General features: G+C 61.3%; 24 protein-coding genes. 14 read left to right on the plus strand and 10 right to left on the minus strand.

What is annotated here, in order from left to right; translation table 11 throughout:
• Window positions 1-123 precede the first annotated feature (123 nt).
• The 3 genes from radA to ABD837_RS07515 all read left to right on the plus strand — a co-directional run bounded on the left by radA (window position 124) and on the right by ABD837_RS07515 (window position 4,709).
• A complete protein-coding gene (gene radA / locus ABD837_RS07505; RefSeq protein ID WP_345052355.1) occupies window positions 124-1,521 on the plus strand; it encodes a DNA repair protein RadA in 1,398 nt (465 codons plus the stop codon).
• Window positions 1,522-1,748: 227 nt separating this feature from the next.
• Window positions 1,749-3,524, plus strand: coding sequence for a TlpA family protein disulfide reductase (locus ABD837_RS07510; protein ID WP_345052358.1), 1,776 nt, complete (start codon window positions 1,749-1,751; stop codon window positions 3,522-3,524).
• A 162-nt stretch (window positions 3,525-3,686) separates the two neighbouring features.
• Window positions 3,687-4,709: an SPASM domain-containing protein gene (locus ABD837_RS07515; protein ID WP_345052360.1), complete on the plus strand. Its 1,023-nt coding sequence runs from the start codon at window positions 3,687-3,689 to the stop codon at window positions 4,707-4,709.
• A gap of 35 nt (window positions 4,710-4,744) precedes the next feature.
• Here the strand turns inward: ABD837_RS07515 and ABD837_RS07520 are convergent, their stop codons facing one another.
• From ABD837_RS07520 to ABD837_RS07555, 8 genes are all read right to left on the minus strand, one after another.
• Window positions 4,745-5,992 carry an O-antigen ligase family protein gene (locus tag ABD837_RS07520; protein WP_345052362.1) on the minus strand — a complete coding sequence of 416 codons (1,248 nt, stop codon included), beginning with the start codon at window positions 5,990-5,992 and terminating at the stop codon, window positions 4,745-4,747.
• Window positions 5,993-6,005: 13 nt separating this feature from the next.
• Window positions 6,006-6,866, minus strand: a complete 861-nt coding sequence (locus tag ABD837_RS07525) for a methyltransferase domain-containing protein (RefSeq protein WP_345052365.1) — start codon at window positions 6,864-6,866, stop codon at window positions 6,006-6,008.
• Between the two features lie 119 nt (window positions 6,867-6,985).
• Window positions 6,986-7,327, minus strand: coding sequence for a hypothetical protein (locus ABD837_RS07530; protein ID WP_345052367.1), 342 nt, complete (start codon window positions 7,325-7,327; stop codon window positions 6,986-6,988).
• Window positions 7,328-7,459: 132 nt separating this feature from the next.
• Window positions 7,460-7,672 carry a hypothetical protein gene (locus tag ABD837_RS07535; RefSeq protein ID WP_345052370.1) on the minus strand — a complete coding sequence of 71 codons (213 nt, stop codon included), beginning with the start codon at window positions 7,670-7,672 and terminating at the stop codon, window positions 7,460-7,462.
• Window positions 7,673-7,731: 59 nt separating this feature from the next.
• Window positions 7,732-8,529, minus strand: coding sequence for an inositol monophosphatase family protein (locus ABD837_RS07540; protein ID WP_345052373.1), 798 nt, complete (start codon window positions 8,527-8,529; stop codon window positions 7,732-7,734).
• A gap of 125 nt (window positions 8,530-8,654) precedes the next feature.
• Window positions 8,655-10,412: an apolipoprotein N-acyltransferase gene (gene lnt / locus ABD837_RS07545; protein ID WP_345052375.1), complete on the minus strand. Its 1,758-nt coding sequence runs from the start codon at window positions 10,410-10,412 to the stop codon at window positions 8,655-8,657.
• On the minus strand, window positions 10,354-11,127 hold the full coding sequence (rsmI, locus tag ABD837_RS07550) for a 16S rRNA (cytidine(1402)-2'-O)-methyltransferase (RefSeq protein ID WP_345052377.1): 774 nt from the start codon (window positions 11,125-11,127) through the stop codon (window positions 10,354-10,356). The genes lnt and rsmI overlap by 59 nt, the downstream gene beginning before the upstream one ends.
• A 31-nt stretch (window positions 11,128-11,158) precedes the next feature.
• Window positions 11,159-11,407, minus strand: a complete 249-nt coding sequence (locus ABD837_RS07555; protein WP_345052380.1) for a 4a-hydroxytetrahydrobiopterin dehydratase — start codon at window positions 11,405-11,407, stop codon at window positions 11,159-11,161.
• A 120-nt stretch (window positions 11,408-11,527) separates the two neighbouring features.
• Here ABD837_RS07555 and ABD837_RS07560 point away from each other — a divergent pair, with 120 nt between their 5' ends.
• The 8 genes from ABD837_RS07560 to ABD837_RS07595 all read left to right on the plus strand — a co-directional run bounded on the left by ABD837_RS07560 (window position 11,528) and on the right by ABD837_RS07595 (window position 18,233).
• Entirely contained in the window at window positions 11,528-12,031 is a 504-nt protein-coding gene (locus ABD837_RS07560; RefSeq protein WP_345052383.1) for a hypothetical protein, read from the plus strand.
• A 73-nt stretch (window positions 12,032-12,104) separates the two neighbouring features.
• Window positions 12,105-12,329, plus strand: a complete 225-nt coding sequence (locus ABD837_RS07565) for a hypothetical protein (RefSeq protein ID WP_345052385.1) — start codon at window positions 12,105-12,107, stop codon at window positions 12,327-12,329.
• Window positions 12,330-12,435: 106 nt separating this feature from the next.
• The gene (locus tag ABD837_RS07570) at window positions 12,436-13,134 is read left to right on the plus strand and encodes a metallophosphoesterase family protein (RefSeq protein ID WP_345052388.1); all 699 of its coding nucleotides are present in this window, start codon (window positions 12,436-12,438) and stop codon (window positions 13,132-13,134) included.
• 502 nt (window positions 13,135-13,636) lie between these two features.
• Complete coding sequence (locus tag ABD837_RS07575; RefSeq protein ID WP_345052391.1) at window positions 13,637-16,165, plus strand: T9SS type A sorting domain-containing protein; 2,529 nt, start codon at window positions 13,637-13,639, stop codon at window positions 16,163-16,165.
• Between the two features lie 342 nt (window positions 16,166-16,507).
• A complete protein-coding gene (locus ABD837_RS07580; protein ID WP_345052394.1) occupies window positions 16,508-16,774 on the plus strand; it encodes a hypothetical protein in 267 nt (88 codons plus the stop codon).
• On the plus strand, window positions 16,771-17,313 hold the full coding sequence (locus ABD837_RS07585; RefSeq protein WP_345052395.1) for a Riean_0653 family protein: 543 nt from the start codon (window positions 16,771-16,773) through the stop codon (window positions 17,311-17,313). The genes ABD837_RS07580 and ABD837_RS07585 overlap by 4 nt, the downstream gene beginning before the upstream one ends.
• A 35-nt stretch (window positions 17,314-17,348) precedes the next feature.
• Window positions 17,349-17,657 (plus strand): hypothetical protein, encoded by a 309-nt coding sequence (locus ABD837_RS07590; RefSeq protein WP_345052398.1) that lies wholly within the window; start codon window positions 17,349-17,351, stop codon window positions 17,655-17,657.
• A 99-nt stretch (window positions 17,658-17,756) separates the two neighbouring features.
• On the plus strand, window positions 17,757-18,233 hold the full coding sequence (locus ABD837_RS07595; RefSeq protein ID WP_345052401.1) for a hypothetical protein: 477 nt from the start codon (window positions 17,757-17,759) through the stop codon (window positions 18,231-18,233).
• Window positions 18,234-18,753: 520 nt separating this feature from the next.
• Here ABD837_RS07595 and ABD837_RS07600 read toward each other — a convergent pair.
• A complete protein-coding gene (locus ABD837_RS07600) occupies window positions 18,754-19,548 on the minus strand; it encodes a hypothetical protein (protein WP_345052403.1) in 795 nt (264 codons plus the stop codon).
• A 202-nt stretch (window positions 19,549-19,750) separates the two neighbouring features.
• Window positions 19,751-20,290 (minus strand): RNA polymerase sigma factor, encoded by a 540-nt coding sequence (locus ABD837_RS07605; RefSeq protein WP_345052406.1) that lies wholly within the window; start codon window positions 20,288-20,290, stop codon window positions 19,751-19,753.
• Window positions 20,291-20,545: 255 nt separating this feature from the next.
• Between ABD837_RS07605 and ABD837_RS07610 the strand changes: the two genes are divergently transcribed.
• The 3 genes from ABD837_RS07610 to ABD837_RS07620 all read left to right on the plus strand — a co-directional run bounded on the left by ABD837_RS07610 (window position 20,546) and on the right by ABD837_RS07620 (window position 25,159).
• The gene (locus ABD837_RS07610; protein WP_345052408.1) at window positions 20,546-21,838 is read left to right on the plus strand and encodes a serine hydroxymethyltransferase; all 1,293 of its coding nucleotides are present in this window, start codon (window positions 20,546-20,548) and stop codon (window positions 21,836-21,838) included.
• A 154-nt stretch (window positions 21,839-21,992) separates the two neighbouring features.
• The gene (tatC, locus tag ABD837_RS07615; protein ID WP_345052410.1) at window positions 21,993-22,880 is read left to right on the plus strand and encodes a twin-arginine translocase subunit TatC; all 888 of its coding nucleotides are present in this window, start codon (window positions 21,993-21,995) and stop codon (window positions 22,878-22,880) included.
• A gap of 320 nt (window positions 22,881-23,200) precedes the next feature.
• Window positions 23,201-25,159: an ATP-binding protein gene (locus ABD837_RS07620; protein ID WP_345052413.1), complete on the plus strand. Its 1,959-nt coding sequence runs from the start codon at window positions 23,201-23,203 to the stop codon at window positions 25,157-25,159.
• Window positions 25,160-25,222 lie beyond the last annotated feature (63 nt).

The following is a 25,222-nucleotide window of genomic DNA, read 5'->3' on the forward strand; positions in this document are numbered from 1 at the left end:
GGCGCGGCGTACCTTGCGCCCCAATGATATGGCGTGCAATGGGCCAAAAGCTGCTTTTGAGGCAACTTTTTTGCCGCCATAGGCCTTGTCATTATTCCCCTTCTATCGAAAATAACCCCACTTATGGCCAAAGCCAGAACCGTCTTTTTCTGCCAGTCCTGCGGCGCGCAATCATCGAAATGGATAGGCCGCTGCCCCGTGTGCGGCGAGTGGAACACCTACGTCGAAGAGGTCGTCCAGAAAGAAACCGTGGCCACTACGACTGGCCAGTGGAAACCTGCCAGCACCGTGCCCGGCGGCAACATCGCCAAGGCCGCCAAGTCGGTCCCGCTCAACAGCATTCTGGCCGAAGAAGAGCCCCGCATTATCACCCCCGACGGCGAGCTGAACCGCGTGCTCGGCGGTGGCATGGTGCCGGGCTCTATCATCCTCATCGGCGGCGAGCCGGGCATTGGCAAGAGCACGCTTATGCTCCAGATTGCCCTCAGCATGCGCAAAATGAAGGTGTTGTACGTGAGCGGCGAGGAAAGCGAAGCCCAGATAAAGATGCGCGCTGAGCGCCTGGCCGACGGCCAGCACCCCGGCTGCTACATCCTCACCGAAACCAACACCCAGAACATTTTCCGGCAGATTGACCAGGTGCAGCCCAACCTGCTCGTCATCGACTCCATCCAGACCATGCACTCCACGCTGGTCGAGAGCGGCGCGGGTTCGGTGAGCCAGGTGCGCGAGTGCACCGCCGAATTCCTGAAGTTTGCCAAAGAAACCAGCACGCCGGTGATGCTCATCGGCCACATCACGAAGGATGGCAGCATCGCCGGCCCCAAAATTCTGGAGCACATGGTCGACACCGTGCTGCAGTTCGAGGGCGACCGGCACATGAGCTACCGCATTCTGCGCACCACCAAAAACCGCTTCGGCAACACCTCCGAGCTGGGCATATACGAGATGCAGGGCGACGGCCTGCGCCAGGTAAGCAACCCCAGCGAAATCTTGCTCTCGCAACGCGGCGAAAGCCTGAGTGGCATGGCCATTGGGGCCACGCTGGAAGGCAATCGCCCGCTGCTGGTGGAAGTGCAGGCCCTGGTAACGCCCGCCACCTACGGCACACCGCAGCGCAGCAGCACCGGCTTCGACGCCAAGCGCCTCCAAATGCTACTGGCCGTGCTCGAAAAGCGCGCCGGCCTGCGCCTGGGGCAGCACGACGTGTTCCTGAACATTGCCGGCGGCCTGCGCCTCGACGACCCCGCCCTCGACTTGGCCGTATGTGCCGCCGTGGTTTCTTCGCTGAACGATGTGCCCATTCCCGGCCACGTGTGCCTGGCTGCCGAAGTCGGCCTGAGCGGCGAAATCCGGGCCGTAACGCGCCTCGACCAGCGCCTGGCCGAAGCGGAGAAGCTGGGGTTCAGGGAGATGTACGTGTCCCAATTCAATGGCAAGGGACTAGATTTGGCTCGGTCGGGCATGAAAACCTACGCCGTAGGTCGGCTCGATGAAGTATTGGATGGCTTGTTTGGATAGCTGCTCAGAAGCCGAGATAAGCCGGTGGGCATGAGTGCGGCGCAGCCGTATGGCTAAAGCTTGGGGTGACGGGTAAAAAAAAAGTAAGCCGCTGATTTGGATTTTATAAATCAAAAGGCCGTATCTTCGGAGTGCTGATAGGCTTTTACCGCGAATTTTATTAGGCTGACTGGCACTTTCCCCCTTCGTAATATTGTTGGCCCCGCCAACTGCTTGTATACCGTGCTATGACCGCATTATTTACCACCTACGTTCATCGAGTGCTAGTGGCGGCACTAGTCGCTGCGCCTATGCTGAGCTTCGGCCAGCATAGACAACACACCAAGCATACTCGGGTATCGGCTACTACGGCCCCCAAACGGACAACGGACGCGCCGGCTGCTGCGACTCCCAGCCCGGTGGCTCCCGCTGCGACCGCGGCTAAACCCGCCGCACCGGCTGTTCCCGTGGCGCCAACGCCTGCCCCGGTTAAAGCGGCGGTGGTGGCTCCCAGGCCTATGGCCAAGCCGGCGCCAGCCCCTGAGCCAACCGGCAAAGCCTTTCTGATTGGACGCATCAGCGGTTCGACCAATGACTCGGTGGCGGTGTCGCTGCGTGAGAACCCGCTCGACCCCAAGGACAAGCTGATTCGGGTGCCGGTGAACGACAAAGGCGAATTCAAGCTGGCGATTCCGCTTTATGGGCCTACCAAGGCTGATTTGGTGTACGGCGACGATGTAGCCCCGCTCTTCCTCGACGCGGGTACCGACCTGGAGGTGCGCTTTAAGGGCAACGACATGTCGACAACCTTGAAATTTAAGGCCAATGACGTGCCTACCGGTATCGGCACCAAGCTGCGCAACGGGGCTAACCTGACCGAGCAGCAGCGTCACCGTCAGCAAGCCGCCAACGCCAACAACTACCTCTCAGAGTTCGACGCGCAGTTTGTGGAAAACGATGGTTTCCAGGTACTGCCCGACAACATCCAGCTCTACGAAGCACCATTTCTGTCCTTTCTAGAGTATCGCCGCAAGCACGAATTTGAGTTTCTGGAAGACCATGCTGCCAAGCAGTCGTTCACCCAGGAGTTCTACAACTACGCCAAAGCCGAAGTCGTTTACTCGTATGCCAACGATAAGCTGACTTTCCAGGACCTGCGCGAGCAGGTGGTAAACACCGAGGGCCGCCTGAAGATGGCGCCCGATTACTACAACTTCCTGCGCGAACCCGGCATTCTGAACGAGCCCAACGCTGCCCAAAGCGAGCTGTACCACGAATTCCTGCTCAACTACGTGCACTTCGCCGTGGCCCAGGACAAGCACCAGCGCGCCGACCCCGATTTTTACCCTGCCTGCTATGCCCTGGCGGTGAAAAAACTTGGCGGCCCCACCCGCGCCGTTATTTTGGGCCGCATCCTGCAGGAGTCGTTCCGGTTTGGGCACGTGAAGCAGTCGGCGGCCATGCTGGCCGATTTCCGCAATTACGATTCGCGCAACCAGTACTACCCCACGTTGCTGACCGACTTCGACCGGCACAAGGACTTCGCCATTGGGGCTCCGGCTCCCGATTTCAAGCTGGCCACGGCCACTGGCGACACGGTGCACCTGCACGACTTTGCCGGCAAGCTGGTGTACCTGAACTTCTGGAAGTCGACCAACGGCTTGTGCCTCCGCGACCTGGCTTACGCGCAGGAGCTGATGCGCAAGTTTGAAGGCAAGAACATTGTGTTTATAAACGTGGCGCTTGATGAAAACGAGCAAGCCTGGAAGTCACTGGTGAACATCAAAAAACTGCCCGGCGTGCAGGTGCGCGTGCCCGGCGGTGGCTTGCGCTCGGCCACGGCCCACGCCTATGCTTTGCAGGAAGTGCCCTCGTACTTCCTGGTAGGGGAGGATGGTACTTTCCTCAATACCAAGCCCAAGCGCCTGAGCAGCCGCGCCGCCGTGGACGAAATCAACCAGTCGTTCGGCAAAGCCAGTACGTATACCAGCGCCATCGAATTCGCGCCGGCCACCAAGAAATAAGTGGGAACGCCCGGAAAAATAGGTCATCCTGAGCGCAGCGAAGGACCTTATCACGGTAGAAAAGCCGTTAGAGCAATTCTAACGCCAGCTGTACTAACGTAATAAGGTCCTTCGCTGCGCTCAGGATAACCTATTTTTGCTCACCCTGCGCCTTCTCTGCCCATGCCTCTACCCTTCGCTGATACCCGCAACCTGCTTGCCAAAGCCACGCCCCTGCGGGTATGGAACACGCTCGAAGTGGTGGGCTCTTACATCCTGAGCAAGCTCACGGGCAAGGCTCGGCTACGGGGCCTGCCCATGGCCCTGAGCTTTGAGCCAACAACCAGCTGCAATCTGCGCTGCCCGGAGTGCCCCAGCGGCCTGCGCTCGTTCACACGCCCCACGGGCATGCTGCAAGGCGACTTATTCAAGCGCACGATTGACGAGGTAGCCAGCCGATTGTGGTACCTGATTTTCTATTTCCAGGGCGAGCCCTACCTGCACCCGCAGTTTCTGGAACTGGTGAAGTACGCGTCGGATAAAGGCATTTATACCGCCACCAGCACTAACGCCCACTACCTGAGCGACCAAAACGCGCGCAAAACCGTGGAAAGCGGACTGGACCGCCTCATCATCTCGCTCGACGGCACTACGCAGGACGTGTACCAGCAATACCGCGTGGGTGGCAAGCTGGAGAAAGTACTCGAAGGCACCCGCAACGTGGTGAAGTGGCGCAAGGAACTGAAGTCGGACACGCCACGCATCATCTTCCAGTTTTTGGTGGTGCGGCCCAACGAGCACCAGATTGAGGATGCCAAACAGCTAGCCGAGGCGTTGGGCGTAGACGACGTATGGTTTAAAACAGCTCAGATTTACGACCACGCCAACGGCTCACCGCTCATCCCGACCATCGACTACTACTCGCGCTACCAGAACAACGGCGACAATACCTGGAGCCTGAAAAACAAGTTGGTCAACCATTGCTGGAAGATGTGGCACTCTTGCGTCATCACCTGGGATGGCCTAGTGGTACCCTGCTGCTTCGACAAAGATGCCGAATATCGCCAAGGCGACCTCAAAACCGAAACCTTCCGCCAGCTCTGGCGCGGCCCGAAGTACCAGCGCTTCCGCAGCAGCTTGCTGAAGGGCCGCGACCAGATTGAGATGTGCCGCAACTGCTCGGAAGGCACGAAGGTGTGGGGATAGGAAAGGATTGAAGGTAGGGTGAGTACGTTGCGACCTCAACCTTTATAGCTTCTTTCCTGCGCAACTACCAAAAAGCCGTAGCCGAAAATGAATAAGTTGAGGCCGATTTGCAGGCTCAGCATGTCGGCCGTGAGCATGACGGTGGCTTGCACGACGATGAAGAACAGGATGGCTGCGTTACGCCGGGTTGCCGGGTGAAACAGCGGCCCGAACAGCACTGCCAACCACAGCCCCAGGCCCACAATGCCTCCTCCGAGCAAGGCCTCGAGGTACTGGTTATGAACTTCGATGCGATTGGCAGGCCGCAGGCCGAAGTCCTTCCATTGATATTGAGCCTGCATGGCCGCATGGGTATCGGCCGGGGCCACGCCCAGCAGCCAGTGCTGTCCCACGATGGCGCCAGCCGTCTCGATAGCCGCCAGGCGCTTAGCAAGCGAGTACTCGTTGATGTCGTGGCCTAGGGTGAACTGCTGCACGTCCCACACCGTGCCTTTGGCTCGCTGCCGCACCGATTCGAGCGACTGGTAGGCTACCCAGGGGGCCATTCCCAGCAGCAGCAGCAGGCCTAGGCCAAGCAGCGCGTGGCGGCGGCTGAGTAGCCAAGCCACGAAGGCCAGCAAGCCCACATACAGCACCAGCAGGCCCGTGCGGTAAGCCAGCACGTGTAGCGTAAGAGCCGCCGCCGCTGCCGCTGCCAGCAATGCCGTACGTAGCACTAGGCCCGCCAACTTATTCCGCCACAGGTTCAGCCCCCAGAAAAAGGCTAGTGCCAGCATTACCCCGAATGGCACGTGGAAAATGCGCGTAATGGCCTGCTCGTTGTGCCCGATGTGAATGGCTGCATTAGCCGCGGCCGAGTTTAGCAGGTAGTGGCCCAGCGTAGCAAGCCCGACGGCCGCCGTGCCCAGCACAAACAAGCTGCTCACCGTCAGCCGCTGCCAATGGGTGAGGGGCACCGCCAGCGTGAAGGCCAACGGCACGGCCAGCCACGGCAAGCTTCGGAATACTTCGTGTTGCCAAATAGCTACTTCGGTGGTATACAGCCTGCTCAGAACCAGGAAGATGACCAACGCGGCGGCCCGTAAGGCTGCGCCGTTCCGATAGTAACGAGGTAGGTCGCGCCGCAAGTGCGGGTTAGCCAAAGCTGCTACCGTGCCCACCACCGGTGCCAGCGCCACCAGCGAGCGCGCTGCCAGCAGGCCCACTACGCCAGCCACGGCGGCCAGCCACAGCAGGTGCTGCGAGAGCCGGCCCGAAGTGTAGTAGGACGCAGAAAGTGGCACGGCGAGCAGGAGCTTATGTGCGGTCAGTGGCCAGGTTGAGCTTGCCGGTGAGCTCGGCCACGGCGGCCGAGGTTTCGGCGCGCTTTTCGTACTCCACAATGAGGTGGCCGCCAACGAGCACATTCAGGCTGCCGTTGAGGCGGTCGAGCTCGGCATATACTTCGGGCCTGCGGGGCGATGGCACACCCCGCCGTAGGCCCCGGCGACGGGCCACGCCGCCGAGCAGCCGCATCCACGGGTAATAGAAGGGCAGCAGGAACAGCGACGTGTAGTTGACACGACTGGGATGCACCTCCGCGATGCGCATGCCCGAGAGGGCCGCCAGCGCCCGCTGCCGCGTGAGATTGGCAAAGAAAATGTGGCCCAGGTACACGTCGTGGATGTTGTGAGCGCGGTCAGCGGCCCAGATAGAATCGACTTCGTTGGGCGGCATCAGCTTGTAGCCCTCGCTCTCGAGTAGCAGGTAGCTGAGGCGGGTGCGCAGATTGGAGTAGTTGGGCGTGGTAATGATGGCCCGGCCGCCGGGCCGCAGTACCCGGTTCAACTCCTGAAACAGGTGCAATTGGTTGGGCATGTGCTCAATGCCTTCCTGGCAAATCACCACGTCGAAGCTGGCATCGGCAAAGGGCAGTTGGTCGTTCAGGTTGGCCTTCACGCAGGCAATGTCGGGGTAGCGAAAAAACTCGGGGTAGAGGTCCGAAGCTGTCACGTTAGCTCCCAGCTCTTTGAGCAGGTGCGCAGTTTCCCCGTTGCCGGCGGGCACGTCCAACATGTCTTTTCCCACCCACTCGGCGGCGCGCCGCCGCAGCATGGCCGTCAGCAGGTCTTTGATATCGTTGCTGCCCGAAAAAGCTGGAGGCGAAAGGCGAATCATAAACGGCCGGTAAAGTATCTGGAAAGGAAAATCACCGCAAAGTAAGCGCGAAAAAACGGGCTCCTGCTTGCAGCACGATGCTGCAGGCAGGAGCCCGGTTGAATCTGAAAGCGCGGAAACTACTTCACCTTTTTGGTGAGGTTTTTCCCGAGGTCTTCCACTTGCTTCAGGAAGTCGTCGGTGTCGCCGTCGGCGTAGGTACCGTAGGCGGTCGAGATGGTGCCTTTCACGCCGTCGGCGGCTTCTATGGCGTAAAGGATGGACATGTCGTCGGGATTGCTTTCGCCTTCGAAGCGGTAGAAATCGACGATGGTTACCTCGTCGGCCGCGTAGGTCTTATTCGAGTCGCTGCCGATGGTTTGCAGCCGGCCGTCCACCACGTTGAAATCCTGGGTGAAGCCTTCCTTGTTGAGTCGGTTCTCGACGCTCACGAGCGAGCGTTCTTCTTCTTTGTCCTGCATGGCGGTGGGGTGTTTTGGAGAGAGTAGAAAAATGCGGGGCCGGGAGCCGGAAAGCCAGCCGCCCCCGCCCCGGCTATACGGGGCGGGGGCGGGGGCGGGTTATTATTAAGCCAGATAAATAGCGAAACACAGTTATTTAGCCGCTGCCCGGCGCTCGATGGTGCGCTGCAAAGCCTCCACATCTATTTGCCCACAGGCCCCGCCGCAGCCTTTGGCACAGCCAGCTGCCGTTTTGCTGAAAAACGCGCGGTAGAAGATGCGGCCCACGTAAAAAGCCGCCGCTACGAAGAGCGCGCCAATCAACAGGTACTGAATTTCGACGGAAGTAATGGCCAGCAGGAGCATAGCGGAATAACTGCAGTGAAGAAAGAATAGTTTGGCCCGGCAGTTGGTCAGGGCCAGTGCTACTGCCAGAACTCGCCAATGGCGGCCTGCATCTCGGCGTGAATGAGGCGGTTGCTGGCCACAATCTCGCGGCCAAACAGTGGGTCGCCATCCTCCAGAAACTGGGTGACGTGGCCATCGGCCTCGCGTACCAGCAGGATGCCGGCCGCCACATCGTAGCAATTCAGGTTGAACTCGAAGAAGCCTTCGCAACGGCCGGCAGCCACGTAGGCCAGGTCGGCCGCGGCCGAACCCAGCCGCCGCACGCCGTGGCTGCGCGTGAAAAACGCCCCCAGAATTTTCAGGAAGTCATCGAGCTTGCCGAAATCGCTATAGGGAAAGCCGGTGGCGATGAGCGAGCTGTTCAGGTTGGCCACGTCGGTGACGTGGATGGGCTGGTCGTTGCAAAACGCGCCGCCGCCGCGCACGGCCCGGAAGCTTTCGTCGCGGCCCACTTCGTGCACCACGCCCACCACCAGCTCGCGGTGCTGCACCAGCGCCACGCTGATGCAGTACACCGGCAGGCCGTGCACGAAGTTGGTGGTGCCGTCGAGCGGGTCTATTATCCAGACGAACTCCTCGGTGTGAGCGTCGGGGCCTGCGGTGCCTTCTTCAGTGATGAAGCCGGCTTCGGGCAGCAGTTCGCGCAGGCCGGCCACGAGGCGGCGCTCGGTTTCCTGGTCCACGTAGCTTACCAGGTCGTGCAGGCCTTTGTGCTCTACTTTGCCCCGGTCGAAGGTGGCTGCCTCCTGACTGATGAACTGGGCCGTGCGGCGGCACAGGGTCGCGAGGTCGTGGGAAAGTTGGGTGAAGTCCATAGCGCGAGGTCTCGCAAGGTTAAAAGAGGTTTCGCAAGGTTGTCAGTCAGTTTGCAGAGGCCGGACGCAGCGGTGGCAGCAGAGGCGAATTAATTGCCGGCTCCCGCTGCTTCGCGAAACCTCTTTTAACCTTGCGAAACCTTGCGCGTCCAGCCCAGCACCACGGCCACCAGCAGGCCCAGCACTGCCAGCAGCTGCGCACCGCGCCCAATCAGCTCGCCGTAGCGGGCGTAAAAGGTCACTTCGTCGTTCAAGTGCACGGTGGCGCGGCTGGCGGTGGGTACCCAGGCCGGCTCGCGCTGGGTGATTTCGCCTTTCTGGTTGATGAAGCCGGTGAAGCCGGTGTTGGCCGAGCGGGCCAGGTCGCGGCGGGTTTCGATGCAACGCAGCTGGCCGTAGCTCAGCAGCTGGCGATAGCCGGGCGAGTCGTGCCACCACGCGTCGTTGGTGAACAAACCCAGCAGCGTGGCCCCGTTGCGTGGGTATTCGTTCACAAAGTCGCCGTAGATGGATTCGTAGCAGATAACCGGCGCCACGCGCAGGGCCGGGGCATTGGCCGGAGCCGGATACACGGTGCGCTCGGGCTGGCTGCCCACGCTGCCCACCGTGCCGCCCAGGTCGATGTGCGACACCAATGACACCAGCAGGGGCGGCACCTTCTCTACGCCCGGCACCAGCCGCGACTTGTGGTAGAGCACCACGCGGGCGCTGGCATCGGCGAAGTACGCGCCGGAGTTGAAGAAGTCGTAGTAGCCGAGGTCGTCGCGGTAGCGGGCGGTTTCGCTGGCCGCCTCCTTGTTTGGGTACGAGCCCAGCGTGGTGATGCCCGTAAGCAGGGCCACGCCCGGGTGCCGCGTCAGCCACTCGCGGATGCGGCGAATTTTGGGGTTGCTCTCCAGCGTATTTTCCCAGTAGGGCTCTTCCAACGCTGTCTCGGGCCAGATTATCAGCTTGGTAGCCGGCGTAAGGTGTTGCTCGGAAAGGGCCAGCAAACGCGTCAGCTGCTCCTCATAAGGAATAAACTTGGGGCCGCCTTCGAATTTCTCCACGTAGGGGTCGAAGTTGGGCTGCACCACTACCACTTCTTCCGTGGGGCCTTTCTCTTGGTACGTGGCCCCAATCAAGTAGGAAATGCCAATTGGCAACACGATGGCCAGAACGGGCAACGCAAAAGAGCTGCGCACCTTTACATCCGACCTTGCTAAGCCGCTGGGGCTGGCTGGCGTGGTGGTTTCAACCAAACCTGTAGCTGTTCGCTCATAGAATGCCAGCGGCGAGCGGGGCTTTAGCATGGTGGTGAACACCAGTAGGTTCACCGCCCACACCCAGGCTGAGCCGCCCAGAAAACCGGTGTACTCGTACCACTGCACCCAGGCCGGCGCGGCTGCAAAACCGTTGCCCAGCGTGAGCCAGGGCCAGGTAATGTCCCAGTGCAGGTGCAGCTGCTCAAAGGCAATCCAGTACACCGGGAGCAGTGCGTAGCCCCAGCGGTAGCCCAGACGTTTTTTTGTTTGGCGGAAGGCCATCAGCGGCAGGCACATCAGCAGCGCATTCAGCACCACGGCGGCAATGCCAGCGGGCAGGCTGGCGTAGCTCACCCACCAGGTAGTGAGGGCGTTCCAGAGCAACAGCATGAGGTAGGTATGCGCAAATACGCGGCCCTTGCGCGCCCCGAGTAGCGTGAGGCGGCGCTCCAGCAGCAGGTAGGGCACCCAAGCTACGAACAGCAACGGGACCGTAAGGACGGTAGGCCAGGGCATCCAGCCGGCGCACAGCAGCAGGCCGCCCAGCACGGCCAGGGCAGCAGGGCGAAGGCCGGGCTGACTAGTCTTCTCCGTCGAGCTCATCGTCGGCGTCATCGGCGCGGCGGTAGTATCGGTCATCGCGGCCGGGGCGGGGCTCGCGGGGGGGCGGGGCAAGGTTTCCTTCGACGACAACGACAATTTCTCCTTTAATAGTGGGCCGGGCCGCGAAGTCAGCCTCCAGGCTGGCCAGCGTACCGGTCACGGTTTCTTCAAACAATTTAGTGAGCTCGCGGCTAACGGAGGCCGGGCGCGACGGCCCCAGCACTTCGGCCAGCTGCCCCAGCGTCTTCACAATGCGGTGCGGCGACTCATAAAAAATCATGGTGCGGGTTTCCTGCGCCAGTTGGAGCAGGCGCGTCTGCCGCCCTTTCTTCACCGGCAAAAAGCCTTCGAATGTGAACCGCTCGGCCCCGAAGCCCGATTTCAGCAAAGCCGGTACAAAGGCCGTGGCTCCGGGCAGGCACTCCACGCCCAGGCCCTGGGCCAAGCACTCGCGCACCAACAAAAAGCCGGGGTCAGAGATTCCGGGCGTGCCGGCATCCGAAACAAGGGCCATGGTTTCGCCCTGCGCCAGCCGGGCCAGCAGGCGCGGCACCTGTTGGTGCTCGTTGTGCAGGTGGTAGGAAAGCAACGGCTTTTTCAGGCCCAGGTGCTGCATCAGGCGACCGCTGGTACGGGTGTCCTCGCAGAGCACGGTGCCGACCTCACCCAGCACGCGAATGGCGCGCAGGGTAATGTCTTCCAGATTGCCAATGGGCGTGGGCACAAGGTACAGAACCGTGGGAGTGGGCATAGGGCAAAGGTACGTTCGGACGGTGGCCTCCCTATTGCAGCAAATAGCGGTTCGCCACGGCGTCGATGGCCGCGGCCAGCCGATGGTCGCGGGCCGTCACGATATTACCTGCATCGTGGGTCCGCAGCCGGAATTTCACCACGTTGTATTCGTTGCTGAACCAGGGGTGATGGTCGAGTCGCTCGGCCTCGGCAGCTACTTCGGTGAGGAAGGCGAAGGCTGTGTGGAAGTCGCTGAACCGGAAGGTGCGCGAAAGGCTATTGTCGGTATTTTCCCACATGGAACTTGCTATATTTAATGGGTTGAAATTCTGGCATCCATCGCCGCCGGGCAAAACCCAAACGACCAAACCAAAGTACACTCTTCCCTACACTTTCTTATTCCAAACACCTCCCGTCTCATGGCCATCGACCCGAATAACCGCCCCATCCGCGTCATCAACGACGACACGAGCAACGAAGAAATGGAAGCCGGCCACCACATTCCCAACGCCGACCCGCCCAAGAACGAGGCCGCGCGCGGCGGTTTTGGCAACCGCGACGGCAAAGAGGGCTTCGGCTCCGACACGTCGGGCGGTGAAACCGCCGTGGGCGTGAACGAAACCGCCGACAACATGAGCCCGCCCAAGGACAACATGCGCTCGCAGGACGAAGGCCGCGACGACCGCGCCAACCAGGACATGCCGATGCTCGACGACTACACCGACACCATCGTGCCCAGCGGCCGGGCCGTCGATGAGCTCGACCTGCACGACCGCCGCCCCGGTGTGGACGAAATGCTGAACCCCAACTCCCGCGTGGGCATGGGCCAGATGGAGCCCCGCCCCATTCAGCCCATTACCGGCACCGACACCAACGCCGAGCTCAACGACCCCAACGCCACCGATACGGCCATCGACCAATAGTCCATTGGCGCACGTATCAGGCTGTTAAAAGGAATAGTTGTTTCCGTTATCCACCTTCTAACCTTCTTTTACCATGCCGTACAAAAGCAATAACACCAACCAGCAGTCGGGCGAAAACCACGGAGCCCCAGCCGGCGAAGGCCTGCCCAAAGGCACCGGCGACCTGCCCGTGAATGAGTTCGACGAGGCCACCGAAGCCCGTTTGGAGCAGGAGGCCATCGACGCCGGCCTGCGCTACCCCAACCGCAACCTCGACAAGCCACAGCTGGATAAGCCTTCTTATGGCGGCGGCCACTAACAGGCAGCCGCTTATATCTTAGCAGCGTAACAGAAGCGCCCTGCTCACTTGCGACAACGCTCGTTGAGCAGGGCGCTTCTGTGTTTAACCAAGCCCATAACTACCCGTGAGCCGCTACGCCACCACCGACCTGCACGGCTGCCTGCACACCTTTCGCCGCTTGGTAGAGGATGAGTTGCGCCTGACGCTCACCGACGAGCTTTACCTGCTGGGCGACTACGTGAACAAAGGCCCCGATAGCAAGGGCGTGCTCGACTACCTGATGCACTTGCAGGCCAGCGGCTACCAGGTGCACTGCCTGCGCGGCAACCACGACCAGGCGTTGATTGACGATGCGCGCCACCGCAAACGCTGGGCCTGGCTGGGGTTGCCCGGTCGCCAGCCCACGCTGCGCAGCTTTGACGTGCGGCGGGCCAGCGACATTCCTCCCCATTACCTGGCCTGGCTTGAAAACCTGCCCTACGAAATCGAGTTGCCTGACTTTGTGCTGGTGCATGCCGGCTACGACTTTGCCCTGCCGCCCAACGAGATGCGCCGGGATTACCTCACCATGCTCAACACCAAGAAATTTGTGCTCGACCCCTCGCGCCTCGCGGGCAAGCGGCTGCTGCACGGGCACGTGCCCCGGCCGGCCGCGCAGGTGCGCACCCAGGCTGCCAAGCGCCCCGGTGCCCTGGGCCTCGACAGTGGCTGCGTATACCGGCACAACGCAACTTTTGCCACGCTCACGGCGCTCAACCTCGACACCTGGGAACTGACGCAGGTGCCCAATTGCGAGCCGGCCTACCCCATTGGCCGCCGCTGATACGGACACTATTTAACCTCGTTCTGACCTTGCCGCTGCTATGTTCTAGTAGCGGATTTTTTGTATTTTACTAATAAGACTTATATCACTTAAATAATGTATGCGCTGGCAAGTGATAAATAGCGAACTCAGTGACTTGGAAAAATTACAAATAGGTAACACGTATGGTCCGGCTTGACAACGTGGTTGCAATTTGTGATTTGTAAGCAAAAGTAGCCGTTTAAGCAGATTGTTATTTGTAAAATAATGGTAATAAAGTTATAAATCAATGGGATGGCTGCAACATAATTATTAATTGCTATAATTATTCTAATGGGAGTTTGTGTGAGGTATTGCGTTTTGAGAAAGACGTTGCTAAGTTTGATAAGTTACATTTATCTAAATTGATTTCAGTCAGTAATCAAATGCTGCTGTGAATTCGAGGTTTGGTTGATGTGATTATTGCTGGCTGCTCCACAGCTGCTGGCTTCGCTGCTGATGCCTCACACTCCTATTCCTTGCTATGAAACACAATGTCTCATGCTCCCCATTTGATTACACAAAACTGCGGCACCGGGGGAAGCTGGCGCGCCGCTTGGGCGGGCTGGCCCTGTTGCTGGGCTTGGCCAGCCAGGCGCAGGCGGCCGTCATTTACACGGTGGGGGCCACCGTCGGGGCCAAATACCCTACCATTGGGGCGGCGCTGGCTGCCGTGCCCGCCATCCTGGACCAGCACTACGAGCTGCGTCTGCTAGATGCGAGCTACCTGGAAGACGTGCTGTTGACCAAAACGGGCAGCGCCGCCAATTCGCTCCTTATTCGGCCGGCGGCTGGCGTGGCGACGGTGCTCACGGGCACCGTCACGTTTGGAGCAGGCTGTGCCTACGCCACCCTTAGCGGTAACAACGGCACCGTGGCCCGGGCGCTTACCTTGCGCCAGCCCAGCCTCACGGCCCCGGCCGTGGCATTTGGGGGCGATGCCAGCTACAACGGGGTGCGCGAAGCCACCGTGCTCGGCTCCAACGCCCTGCTCACCAGCGGTGTGGTGGTGGTGGGCGACGGCAGCGTGGCCGGCAACGACTACAACACCCTCACCGAGTGCCTCGTGGGCAACGCCGACCCGGCTCTGCTGCCTGCCAACCTGGTGTACGCTGCCAGCGTGAGCGGCGTGAACGACGGCTTCTCTATCACCAACTGCGAGCTGTTCAACTTCAACCGCACCGGCGTGCTGGTTGCGGCCGGCAACGGCAACCAGTGGAACATCAGCAATAACAGCTTTTACTACAACGCGGCCGCCTTGCCCACCGCCGCCCAAACCGGCATCGATTTCCGGCCCGGCCTGGCGGCCAACGATGCCACGGTAAATGGCAACTTCATCGGCGGCCAGGGGGCGGGCGCTACCGGCGGCACCTGGACCAACGGCGGCATCCAGAACTTCCGGGGCATTGTGATGAGCTGCGGCAACAGCACGGTGTACACCAACGAGGTAATGAACAATGTGGTGCGCGAAGTAAGCCTGACCGGCGTGGGCAGCACCGCCTTCACGGCCCTGAGCGTAGTCGGCGGCCGCTCGGAGCTTACCGCCAATACCGTGACCAACGTAAGCAACACCGGCACCAGCGGGGTGAATAGCCTGGTGAGCCAGGCCACGACTATTCTCTCCTCTTTTAATGTGAGCAATGGCCAGCTGATGGTGGTGGAAAGTGGCCAGACCGTGGTACTCGGCGACCTCACCAACGCCGGCATCCTCAACCACACCGGCGGCGACATCCTCATCAACGGCAACTTCACCAACTCGGCCACCGGCATCTTCGCTCAAACGCTGGGCGACATTGAAATAAAGGGCAACATGTTGAACAGCGGGCAGTTTAACTGCTCTACAGGCAAGGTGAAGCTCACCGGGGCCGGCAACCAGGTGGTAAGCGGCGGCCTCTACTTCAACCTTGAAGTGAACGGTGGCGGGGTGAAAACCTTCTCCGACGACGCCGAGGTGTACAACGGCGTGCAGATGCTGAGCGGCATTCTGGACACTGGTCCTTTCCGCATCAAGCTCGACCCCCTGGCCAACCTCGCCGAAACCGAAGCCAGCTACGTGCTGGGCCGTGTGGAAGTGCGCCGCACCCCCGTGGTGGGCGTGGCCGAAAACTTCGGCGGCGTGGGCCTGCGCCTGCAGCCCGCCACCGGCTCGCTGCTGCCCGGTGTCACCACCGTGACGCGCGTAACCGGCACGGCCCCCACCGGCGCGGCCGGCGCCCGCGCCATTCTGCGCTACTTCGACATCACAGCTACCATCATCATGGGCCTCGATGCGGCCGTGACGATGGAGTACTTCGTCCACGAGCTCAGCGGCATCACGCCGGCCAACCTGCGTTTCTTTAAGTCGACGGACGGCGGGGTGAATTGGCAGAACAAGGGCATCAGCAGCGCGGGCAGTGGCTACGCGGTGCTCAACAACGTGGGCGGCTTCTCGCGCTGGACGCTGGCCGACAACACGGCCCCGCTGCCGGTGGGCCTCACCGCCTTCCGGGCCGAGCGCCAGGGCCGCAACGCCTTGTTAAGCTGGGAAACGGCCTCGGAGCAGGACAACCGCGGCTTCGGCCTCGAAGTATCGACCGACGGCCGCACCTACCAGCAAATCGGCTACGTAGCTGCCGGGGAAGGCTCGAGCAGCAGTGCCCGCCACTACCGCTTTCTGGATGCGGCGCCCGGCAAAACCGGCGCCCGCTACTACCGCCTGCGCCAGGACGACCGCAGCGGCGCCGCCCACTACTTCGCCCCTAAGCGCCTCGACTTCGATGCCGAGGGCCTGGCCCTGGCTGCTTACCCCACGCAATTCACCTCCGAGCTCACCGTGGCCCTCACCGCGCCCGCCGCTACCACCGCCACCCTGCGCCTGCTCGATATGACGGGCCGCACGGTGTGGCAGCAGGAGCAGGCCGTGCAGCCCGGCACCGCTCCGCTGCGCGTGACGCCCACCTGCGCCGCCGGCAGCTACCTGCTCACGGCTACCGTGGGCGGCCAGGTGCTGCACCAGCGCGTGGTGAAAGATTGAGGCGCTGAGCCGCGCGCTGGCGCCGTTCTGCCTGTTGCCGAAGCCCTGGTTACGCAAGTAGCTGGGGCTTCTGGCGTTTGGGCCGGCCCGCTTCCATGCTTTTACGAGGCTTGGCCGGATGTAATACTCGATGCTGTAAAGTCCTTTTTCAGCGCCAATAATTGGCCTCTTGGCAATAATGAAGGCACTTCTCAATTCGATGTTTTAAGAGAATAGGCTAATTTAAAAGTCTGATTAACAAAATATTTAATTGATTTCCAACTAAAAGACATCTACGTTTGGTGGGTACTGACGCTCCACTGTCAGGTACTGCGGCATTTCGGATTCTACCCATTCCCAGCCATGAACCAACCAACTGCTTCTGGCCGTAGCGCCGCCCAACAACCGGGCCCTCGCACGCCGACCGCGTCCGAGAATGAGGCCCCGCTTACCGGCTTTGCCGACGCCAGTAATACGGTGTTTCAGGCGGTGGACAAAAACCGGGTGTCTTCCGGCATTCTCGAAGAGTACGGCCTGCAGTTCATCGACCACACCCCCTTCACCGGTACCAACGGCTTCACCACGGCCGGGCCTTCGCTTTGCCTCACTTCTTTTCCCTTTCGCTCATGAACAAGCTCGTGCCCCTGCTGGCCCTGGCCCTGCTCACGCAGGCCACCGGCTGCAAAACCAAAGACCCCGCCCCGCCCCAGCCGCCGCCCAGTCCGCTCAGCCAGCTGCCGCCCGAAACCCAGACCGGCCAGCGCACCTTCGGCTGCCTGGTCAACGGCCAGGCGTGGACCCCGGCTGGAAGCCCGCTAGGCGGGCCGCTACTATCAGCAGCTTATTCCAATGATAGGCTTGGGGTATCGGCAAATCGTGTGATTCCAGTTAATAATATCAGTAGTTTCCAAAGAATAGGTTTCTCGTTCGAGGGAATTCAAAATGTAGGAACATATGCTCTGACTGATTCTTTAACGAAAGTTGGCTCATACGAGGATTTTGAAAATTCTTGTAAAACCTACACTTCAAAAGCGCAAGTGGGTACGCTGGTAATTACTAGACTAGACCCTATAGCCCGCATCGTATCGGGGCGCTTCTCCTTCACCCTGGAAAAGGCAGGTTGTGGCCGGGTTGTGGTCACCGACGGCCGATTTGATTGCCCTTTCTAAATCAACACTTTTCATTATTTACCCTTTCCTTGCCCATGAAACAACTTTTATTCTCCATGCTACTGCTGGCCGCCAGCCTAAGCAGCAGGGCTCAGACGACCAGCTCCGCGCCCGAGAACGAGGCCCCGCTTACTGGCTTTGCCGACGCTGTCAACACGGTGTTTCAGGCGGTGGACAAAACCCAGGTGTGCGACAGCTACGGCCGCCTGCGCCTGGAGCATGCCGGCCACGGCACGGCCAGCCTGCGCCTGCGGGTGGATAAGCTGCCGGCCGGCCTCTACGTGGTGCACGTGCTGCACGGCCGCAACCAGGTGAGCCGCCAGCAGCTGCAGCTCGTTCGATAATAAGCCGGCCCGGCCGCCGTTGTGCCCGCCAGCGGCCGGGTCGATACCCGGCCCACCATTCTTACCACTTTCCACTTTTACCCAACCCTTTCCTTTCCCATGAAACAAGGCAACCGCATTTCCGAAACCCTCTCTACCGGCGACGCCAAAAAGGTGGTCGACCTGCTGCGCCAGGCCGAAGCCCTGCTGCCCTTCCTCATCACTCTGCAGCCCGAGGAAAGCCGCAGCCTGCGCAACATCGGCTTCGACGGCGTCCCCTTCGCCCAGGCCGCCCTCGATGCTACCCGCGCCAGCGTCGACTTCACGCGCCGCACCTTCGACCTGGCCGAGTTCGAGAAAGACGTGGCCCTGATGGACAGCCTGCGCGGCATTCAGGCCGTGCTCGGCCCCCTGGCCCAGAAAGTGGCCGACACTTACCGCCTGGCCGGCGCCGATGTGATGGTCACCGCCGATGACGTGTACGAAGACCTGCGCAAGGACAACGGCGAAACCGCCGCCGTACAACCCGCCCTGCAAATCATGAAAAAGCGCTACGCCCAGCGCCTGAGCACCGCCAAAGCCAAGCCCAGGGCCTAGTCTGACTGCCTAAAAGTGGTTTGGAACCGGTCTTGAGTGGTTGCGAACCACCCTAGACCGGTTCCGAACCACTTGCGACCGGTTCGGAACCACTTGCGACCGGTTCGGAACCACTTGCGACCGGTTCCGAACCACCCTAGACCGGTTCCAAACCACTCTGGACCGGCTCGCAACCACTCGTGACCGGTTCGCAACCACTCGCGACCGGTTCCAAACCGGTACCCGAAACGAGTAAACAAGTCGAAGCCCCGGTTACGCGAGTAGCCTTGTCCTTACCCAACACGCTTTGCCTGCCTGCTGGCGGCACTTGACCGGTCCGGTCCGACCGCCCTAGGCGGTCCGACCGGTTGAAGAACCCCCGATTTTGCCCCGCCAACAACCGGTCGGACCGCCTAGGGCGGTCGGACCGGAGCAACGACCGCCGTTTTGGACAAGGACCAGGTTGCGCGAGTAGCTGGGGCTTTTACTGTAAAATCCTGTTGCCGATAGCTAAGCAGCGCTGCCACCCAATGCCAACCGTTTAGCGGGCTTCGAGCACGCCAGCCGCGACGGCGCGTTGGGCTGAGGCGTGGTAGGGGTTGAGCGAGTCGGCAGCTACGGCGCGCAACTCCTTGAGTGCCGGGGCTAGCTCCTGGGCCTGCCAGTAGGCCATGCCGAGGTGGTAGCGGGCGCGGCGGGTTAGCTCGCCGGTAGCACCTGCGGCCTCTACGCGGCGCAGGTAGAGCTGGGCCGCGTTGCCCTGGCCCTGGCGCAGCAGCATCAGGCCGCGCAGGTAAAGCAAGGTGTCAGCCCCCACCGTGGTCGGCGACACGCGCCCCAGTGAGTGCAGCGCCGCCGGGTAGTGGCCCGACTGGTACTGGTCGAGCGCCTCGGCAAACAGGGGGTTGCTGGTGAGCAGGTTGGCGGTCACGGCCGGGCCGGGGTCGGGCTGGTAGTAGGCCTGCCAGCTGCGGGCAGGCAGTGCCTGGTTGGGCCGGCTGAAGTACCAGGCCGCCACGCCGGCGGCCAGTAGCAGCAGTCCTGCTAGTGCGGCCAGCACCCCCAGGCGGCGCTGGCGGCGGCGGGCCAGGTCCTGGGCGCGTTCGAGGGCCGTGCCGCGCTCGTTCATGCGCTCGTCGAGCGACTGCAGGCGCTGCCGGAGGGTGTCGTGGCCGGCAGCCCAGCGCAGGTCGGCCGTGAGCTGCTCGTAAGCAGCGTGGGCTTCGGCCAGTTCTTCTTCCTGCTCCAGCCGCAGCTCAAACGCCTCCTGCTCAGCCAGGCTCATCTGGCCATCGGCAAAGCGTTCGAGTTCGTCAAAGTAGGGGCGGAGGTCCATTTTGCAGGGGTAGTAGGAAGTGAGGAGCGGAAAACAGCAGTAGGGAAGGTACTCGAAGCAAAAGCCCCTATGCTGAGCGGAGCCGAACCGGAGGTGCCGTAGGCGGGCTTCTCTACCGCAATAGTACTTCAATCAACCCAATTAGTGGGAGCGGCACAGCTGCTTGGCCGCCGCCCGGCACGCGGGTTGGGTAGTTGCTCCGTTACCCCTTGTCCGCTGCCCCGGTCCCTACTGCCCAACCGGGTTCATAGCCGCCGCGCACCAGCTCGTAGAGCTTGCGCAGGTAGGTGCTTTTCTGGAGGCGGGCCACGGTGGCGTTGGGAAAGCCCATTTTCACGCCCATCTTCTCGAACTGGTAGCTGTGGAAATAGAAGTAGGTGAGCACCTGCTGGCAGTCGGCTCCCAGCTGGTTGAACTGGGCCAGCAGGCGCTGGCGGCGCTGGGCCTCGGCGGCGGGCAGGGGCACGTGGGCCGGCACCTGCGCGGCGAGGCGCTGCTGGGCCATGCCGTAGATGAAGGCCCGCAAATCGTCGGGCAGCTTGGTGATGCGGCCATCGGCCACCTGGTCGTAGAAGTCGAGCAGCGTATCCTGCAGCAGCTCGTGGGCCTGCGGCGCGGCCAGGCGGTGCTTGCGTTGGGCCCAGCGGGCAAACAGGTGCCGGCTGCGCTGGTAGAAGTCAATGAGAAACTTCTGGTTGCCGACGCGCAGCTGGGTCAGGGTTTCGGCGAGGGGCATTGGCATGGCGGTAGTTTACAGTTGCAGCAAGTAACAACGGAAATGGTTATGAAGTGGGGAGGTGGTGGGGCCGTCTGTCATCCTGAGCGCAGCGAAGGACCTTATCACGCCTGAACAGTTTGCTATAACTCGATTGGCGCTGACGTGATTTCAACTAGCACTAACGTGAAAAGGTCCTTCGCTGCGCTCAGGATGACAGACGGCCCCACCACCTGCTCAGCCCTTATTCCCTATCCCTCATCCCCCCTTACCTTTACGCCCATGCAAACAGCCGCCCCCGCCCGCCTACTCGATTCCGCCGTTTTCGACCTCATTGCGCAGGAGAAAACCCGCCAGACCCACGGCCTCGAACTCATCGCCTCCGAAAACTACGTGTCGGAGCAGGTGATGGCCGCCCAGGGCTCCGTGCTCACCAACAAGTACGCCGAGGGCCTGCCCGGCAAGCGCTACTACGGTGGCTGCGAAATCGTCGACCAGGTCGAGCAGCTGGCCATCGACCGCATCAAGGAGCTGTTTGGCGTGGCCTGGGCCAACGTGCAGCCCCACTCCGGTGCCCAAGCCAATGCGGCCGTGATGCTGGCCTGCCTTCAGCCCGGCGACAAAATCCTGGGCTTCGACCTCAGCCACGGCGGCCACCTCACCCACGGCTCGGCCGTGAACTTCTCGGGCAAGCTCTACCAGCCCAGCTTTTATGGCGTGGAGCGCGAAACCGGCCTCATCGACTGGAGCAAAATCAAAGACATTGCCCGCCGGGAGCGCCCCAAAATGATTATCTGCGGCGCCTCGGCCTACTCGCGCGACTGGGACTACAAAACCCTGCGCGAAGCCGCCGACGAAGTGGGCGCGCTGCTGCTCGCCGACATCTCGCACCCTTCGGCGCTTATCGCCACCGGCCTGCTCAACTCGCCGTTTGAGCACTGCCACATCGTGACGACCACCACCCACAAAACCCTGCGCGGCCCCCGGGGCGGCCTCATCATGCTGGGCAAAGACTTCGAAAATCCTTTTGGCCTGAAAACCCCCAAAGGCGAAATCCGTCCCATGTCGGCCTTGCTCGACTCGGGGGTGTTCCCGGGCACTCAAGGCGGCCCATTGGAGCACGTTATTGCAGCCAAGGCCGTGGCCTTTGGCGAGGCATTGAGCGACGACTTCAAAACCTACACCCAGCAGGTAGCCCGCAACGCCCAAGCGCTGGCTAAATCTTTCGTGGGCCTCGGCTACAACATTATCTCGGGCGGTACCGACAACCACCTGATGCTAATCGACCTGCGCTCGAAGGGCCTGACCGGTAAACTGGCCGAAAACGCCTTGGTACGCGCCGACATCACCATCAACAAAAATATGGTGCCCTTCGACGACAAGTCGCCCTTCGTTACCAGCGGCATCCGCATCGGCTCGGCTGCCGTGACGACCCGCGGCCTGGGCGAAACCGACATGCACCGCATCGTGGAGCTGATTGATGAGACCCTGATGAACCACGACAACGACTCCCGCATCGGCCAGGTGCGCCAGCGCGTGAACACCTGGCTGCAGGACTACCCGCTGTTCGCTTAAAAATGAGTGAATGGATGGCTGAGCGAATGAGCGGACGGACAGATGAGGGCGCTGGTTGCGCGTGGGCTACGCCCCAGCACCAGTTTTCTCGTAAGTCCTCCTTCGAGTGCTCATCCACCCCTTTGCTCATTCGCTCATTCACTCATTGAATTCCGTGCAACCGCAACCTCCTCAACAACCTGCCGCGCTGGGCGACCAGCACGAAATGTCCTTCATCGACCACCTGGAGGCCTTGCGCTGGCACATCATCCGGGCGGCTATTTCGGTGGTGGTGTTCGCCATCGGCGCTTTTTTCGCCAAGGATTTTCTGTTCCACGACCTCATTCTGGGGCCCTCGCGGTCCGATTTCTGGACCTACCGCATGTTTTGCAAGTTCGGGGCGTGGGTGCACGCGCCCGATTTATGCATCGATAAAATTGGCTTCGTCATCCAGAACCGCGAGATGAGCGGGCAGTTGTCCATGCACATCAGCACCTCGTTCATCGTGGGCATTTTGCTGGCTTTTCCGTACTTGTTCTGGGAAATCTGGCGCTTCGTAAAGCCCGGCCTTTACCCGCACGAGCGGCAGAATTCGCAGGGCGCGGTGTTCTTCGTGTCCATCCTGTTCATGCTGGGGTTGCTGTTCGGCTACTACATTGCTGCGCCGCTCAGCATCAACTTCCTGGCCGGCTACGTGGTCGATGCCAGCATCGAAAACCAGATTGACATGCAGAGCTACCTGAGCACGCTCACCACCATGAGCATGTCGTGCGCCTTCGTGTTCGAATTGCCCATGATTGTGTTCTTCCTGGCCAAGGCCGGCATCGTGTCGCCCGAAATTATGCAGATGTACCGCAAGCACGCCATTGTGGTCATCCTCATTATTGCAGCCGTCATCACCCCGCCCGACATCTCGGCCCAGATTATCGTTACCATCCCCATCCTGCTGCTCTACGAGCTTAGCATTCATATTGCCCGCGTGGTGCGGCGCGGCGACGCTGCCCGCCTCAACGCCAAACTTGCCCGCGAGCAGGCACAAGCCGCCCGCCAGCCTCCGCAGTAGTAGCAACTCAAATAGCCGTTCTCTCAACCCGGGCCCCGGTAGCTGCTTGCAGGAAGCAGACTACCGGGGCCCGGATGGTTTTAGTGTAAATCTATACGGAAAGTAAAAATTGCATCCGATAGGCCGATGTTGCAACATGAATTGAGAGGCAATAGTTGAGGTTATTAGTGAATTATCGGTTTAATAGGCTTTGGGCCTATTCTCATTTGGATAGTAATTCTTCTGCTCAAAAAAATGAACGGTTTGAAATGGTACTAAAGCGTGAATATTGACGTTGGTTGCGTATCTTTGAAGAAGTGTTACTAGGCTATTATTATTTAATGACGCGGTCTGGATTGTTTGTGCGGAAAACAGCAGCGATTGCGCTGTTGCTGGTGCCGGTGGGGCTGTGGGCCGCGCCAGTCCCGGCCCCGTTACCCGCTGCCATCGAGCCCTTGCGCCGCCAGTTGGCCGGCCAGCTGCCCGATACTACCCGCGTTCGGCTGCTCACGGTTGTCAGCTATGCCCTGCGCGAGGAGCAGTCGGCCCGGGCCATTAGCTACGGGGAGTCGGCCACGGCGCTGGCCCGGGCCTTGCCGGCGGCGGTGCGGGGCCCGCTGTTGCTGCCGGCCTTGCTCAGCCTGTCGTCGTGCTACGCCAACTTATCCAACAGCTCGGAGGCTTTGCGCCTGCTGGCCGAAGCCCAAATCCTGGCCCGCGAGCAGCACAACTACGACGCGCTGGTGCGGACCTACTCCAACCAGGGCAGCATCTACCACTCGCGGGGCGATACTTCTACTGCCGGGCAGCACTACCGCACCGCATTGCGCCTGCTGGCCACGCCGGCGGGCGAAGCCGTGAGCGCCCGCACCCGCATGAAGCTGCTGGGCAACTTGGGCAGCCTGGCTTACCTGCGCAACCAGCACCCGCTGGCACTGCACTACGATTCGCTGGCCCTGGCGCTCGCCCGCCGCAGCCGCGATGCCACCGCCGAAGCTACTTACCTGTCGAGCCTGGCCACCTTCCTCATGAAGAGCGGACAGTTGTCCCGCGTGCGACGGCTGCTGCTGCAATCCCTGGATATTAGCCAACGCCAGCATGCCGTGCGCACGCAGGCCGAGCTCCAGGCCCAGTTGGCCGAGTACTACACCAAAACCAACGAGCCCGACCAGGCCATTGCTGCCGCCGAGCAAGCGTTGCAGCTAGCCCGCCAGGGCCATTACCTTGAGTGCGCCCTCGATGCCTACAGCCAACTAGCCGGTCTGGCTGCGGGCCAGGGTGACTACCGGGCAGCCTATGACTGGAACACCCATTACGTGGCCCTGAACGACTCGCTGAACAGCCGCCAGACCATGCAAACGCTAGCAGTGTCCCAGGTGAACTACGAGACGCAGGAGCGCGCCCGCCGCCTGCGCCAACTCACGGTCGAGCAGGCCACCCAATCGCAGCGCACCCGCCTGCTGGTGGGCGTAATTGCCGTGATGGGCCTGATACTGGGCTTCATGATATGGCTTTCCCGCAACCTGCGCCGTAGCCGCGCCGCCCTCGCCGCCAACAACAGTGCCCTCGAAGCGGCCTCGGCAGAGCTACGGGCGGTGGCCGTGTTCAAGGATAAGCTGTATGCCATTGTTGCGCACGACCTGCGCGGCCCTGTCACGGCTTTTGCCGGCGTCACCAGCCTGATTGATTCCTACATCGCCCAGAACGACCAGGCCGGCCTCGCCCGCTTGCCCGCCATGGTGCGCCAGGCTGCTGATAGCCTGAACCACCTGCTCGACAACGTACTGAACTGGGCCGTGAGCCAGACCGGTGAACTGGAGTGCCGCCCCGTGCCGCTGCCGGTGTCCGAGATGTTTGCCGAGTGCCAGGCCCTGTACCAAACCACGGCTGCTGCCAACTGGCAGCACATCACGGCTACCGCCCCGGAGAGCCTGCGCCTGCTCGCCGACCGCAACATGACGCGTACCATCCTGCGCAACCTCGTGGGCAATGCGCTCAAGTTTATGCCCGCCGGCGGCCACGTGCACCTCGATGCCTCCCCCGACCCCGACGACGCGGGCATGCTGCTCCTCACCTGCACCGATACCGGCTCGGGCATGAGTGCAACCACCGTTAACGCCCTGATGAGTGGCCCCGCGCTTCCCGAGCCTACGCCGGGCCCCAACCTTCACGGCACCGGCTTTGGCCTGGGCCTCGTGCTATGCCGGGCATTTGTGCACCGGCACGGCGGTACGCTGGTCATCCAGAGTCGTCCCGGAGCGGGAACCAGCGTCACTGTGAGCTTGCCGATGGCCCGGTAGGGCCTTGGGCAGCCAGCACGGCGTAGCCTATTCTACAGAACGGTTGCTTCCGATTACTCACAA

Source organism: Hymenobacter glaciei (assembly GCF_039539585.1).
GTDB lineage: Bacteria > Bacteroidota > Bacteroidia > Cytophagales > Hymenobacteraceae > Hymenobacter > Hymenobacter glaciei.

Coding starts and splice junctions, on each gene's coding strand:
- radA (WP_345052355.1), top strand. CDS start 124: ATGGCCAAAGCCAGAACCGTCTTTTTCTGCCAGTCCTGCGGCGCGCAA.
- ABD837_RS07510 (WP_345052358.1), top strand. CDS start 1,749: ATGACCGCATTATTTACCACCTACGTTCATCGAGTGCTAGTGGCGGCA.
- ABD837_RS07515 (WP_345052360.1), top strand. CDS start 3,687: ATGCCTCTACCCTTCGCTGATACCCGCAACCTGCTTGCCAAAGCCACG.
- ABD837_RS07525 (WP_345052365.1), bottom strand. CDS start 6,866: ATGATTCGCCTTTCGCCTCCAGCTTTTTCGGGCAGCAACGATATCAAA.
- ABD837_RS07530 (WP_345052367.1), bottom strand. CDS start 7,327: ATGCAGGACAAAGAAGAAGAACGCTCGCTCGTGAGCGTCGAGAACCGA.
- ABD837_RS07535 (WP_345052370.1), bottom strand. CDS start 7,672: ATGCTCCTGCTGGCCATTACTTCCGTCGAAATTCAGTACCTGTTGATT.
- ABD837_RS07540 (WP_345052373.1), bottom strand. CDS start 8,529: ATGGACTTCACCCAACTTTCCCACGACCTCGCGACCCTGTGCCGCCGC.
- lnt (WP_345052375.1), bottom strand. CDS start 10,412: ATGACCGATACTACCGCCGCGCCGATGACGCCGACGATGAGCTCGACG.
- rsmI (WP_345052377.1), bottom strand. CDS start 11,127: ATGCCCACTCCCACGGTTCTGTACCTTGTGCCCACGCCCATTGGCAAT.
- ABD837_RS07555 (WP_345052380.1), bottom strand. CDS start 11,407: ATGTGGGAAAATACCGACAATAGCCTTTCGCGCACCTTCCGGTTCAGC.
- ABD837_RS07560 (WP_345052383.1), top strand. CDS start 11,528: ATGGCCATCGACCCGAATAACCGCCCCATCCGCGTCATCAACGACGAC.
- ABD837_RS07565 (WP_345052385.1), top strand. CDS start 12,105: ATGCCGTACAAAAGCAATAACACCAACCAGCAGTCGGGCGAAAACCAC.
- ABD837_RS07575 (WP_345052391.1), top strand. CDS start 13,637: ATGAAACACAATGTCTCATGCTCCCCATTTGATTACACAAAACTGCGG.
- ABD837_RS07580 (WP_345052394.1), top strand. CDS start 16,508: ATGAACCAACCAACTGCTTCTGGCCGTAGCGCCGCCCAACAACCGGGC.
- ABD837_RS07585 (WP_345052395.1), top strand. CDS start 16,771: ATGAACAAGCTCGTGCCCCTGCTGGCCCTGGCCCTGCTCACGCAGGCC.
- ABD837_RS07590 (WP_345052398.1), top strand. CDS start 17,349: ATGAAACAACTTTTATTCTCCATGCTACTGCTGGCCGCCAGCCTAAGC.
- ABD837_RS07595 (WP_345052401.1), top strand. CDS start 17,757: ATGAAACAAGGCAACCGCATTTCCGAAACCCTCTCTACCGGCGACGCC.
- ABD837_RS07600 (WP_345052403.1), bottom strand. CDS start 19,548: ATGGACCTCCGCCCCTACTTTGACGAACTCGAACGCTTTGCCGATGGC.
- ABD837_RS07605 (WP_345052406.1), bottom strand. CDS start 20,290: ATGCCAATGCCCCTCGCCGAAACCCTGACCCAGCTGCGCGTCGGCAAC.
- ABD837_RS07610 (WP_345052408.1), top strand. CDS start 20,546: ATGCAAACAGCCGCCCCCGCCCGCCTACTCGATTCCGCCGTTTTCGAC.
- ABD837_RS07620 (WP_345052413.1), top strand. CDS start 23,201: ATGACGCGGTCTGGATTGTTTGTGCGGAAAACAGCAGCGATTGCGCTG.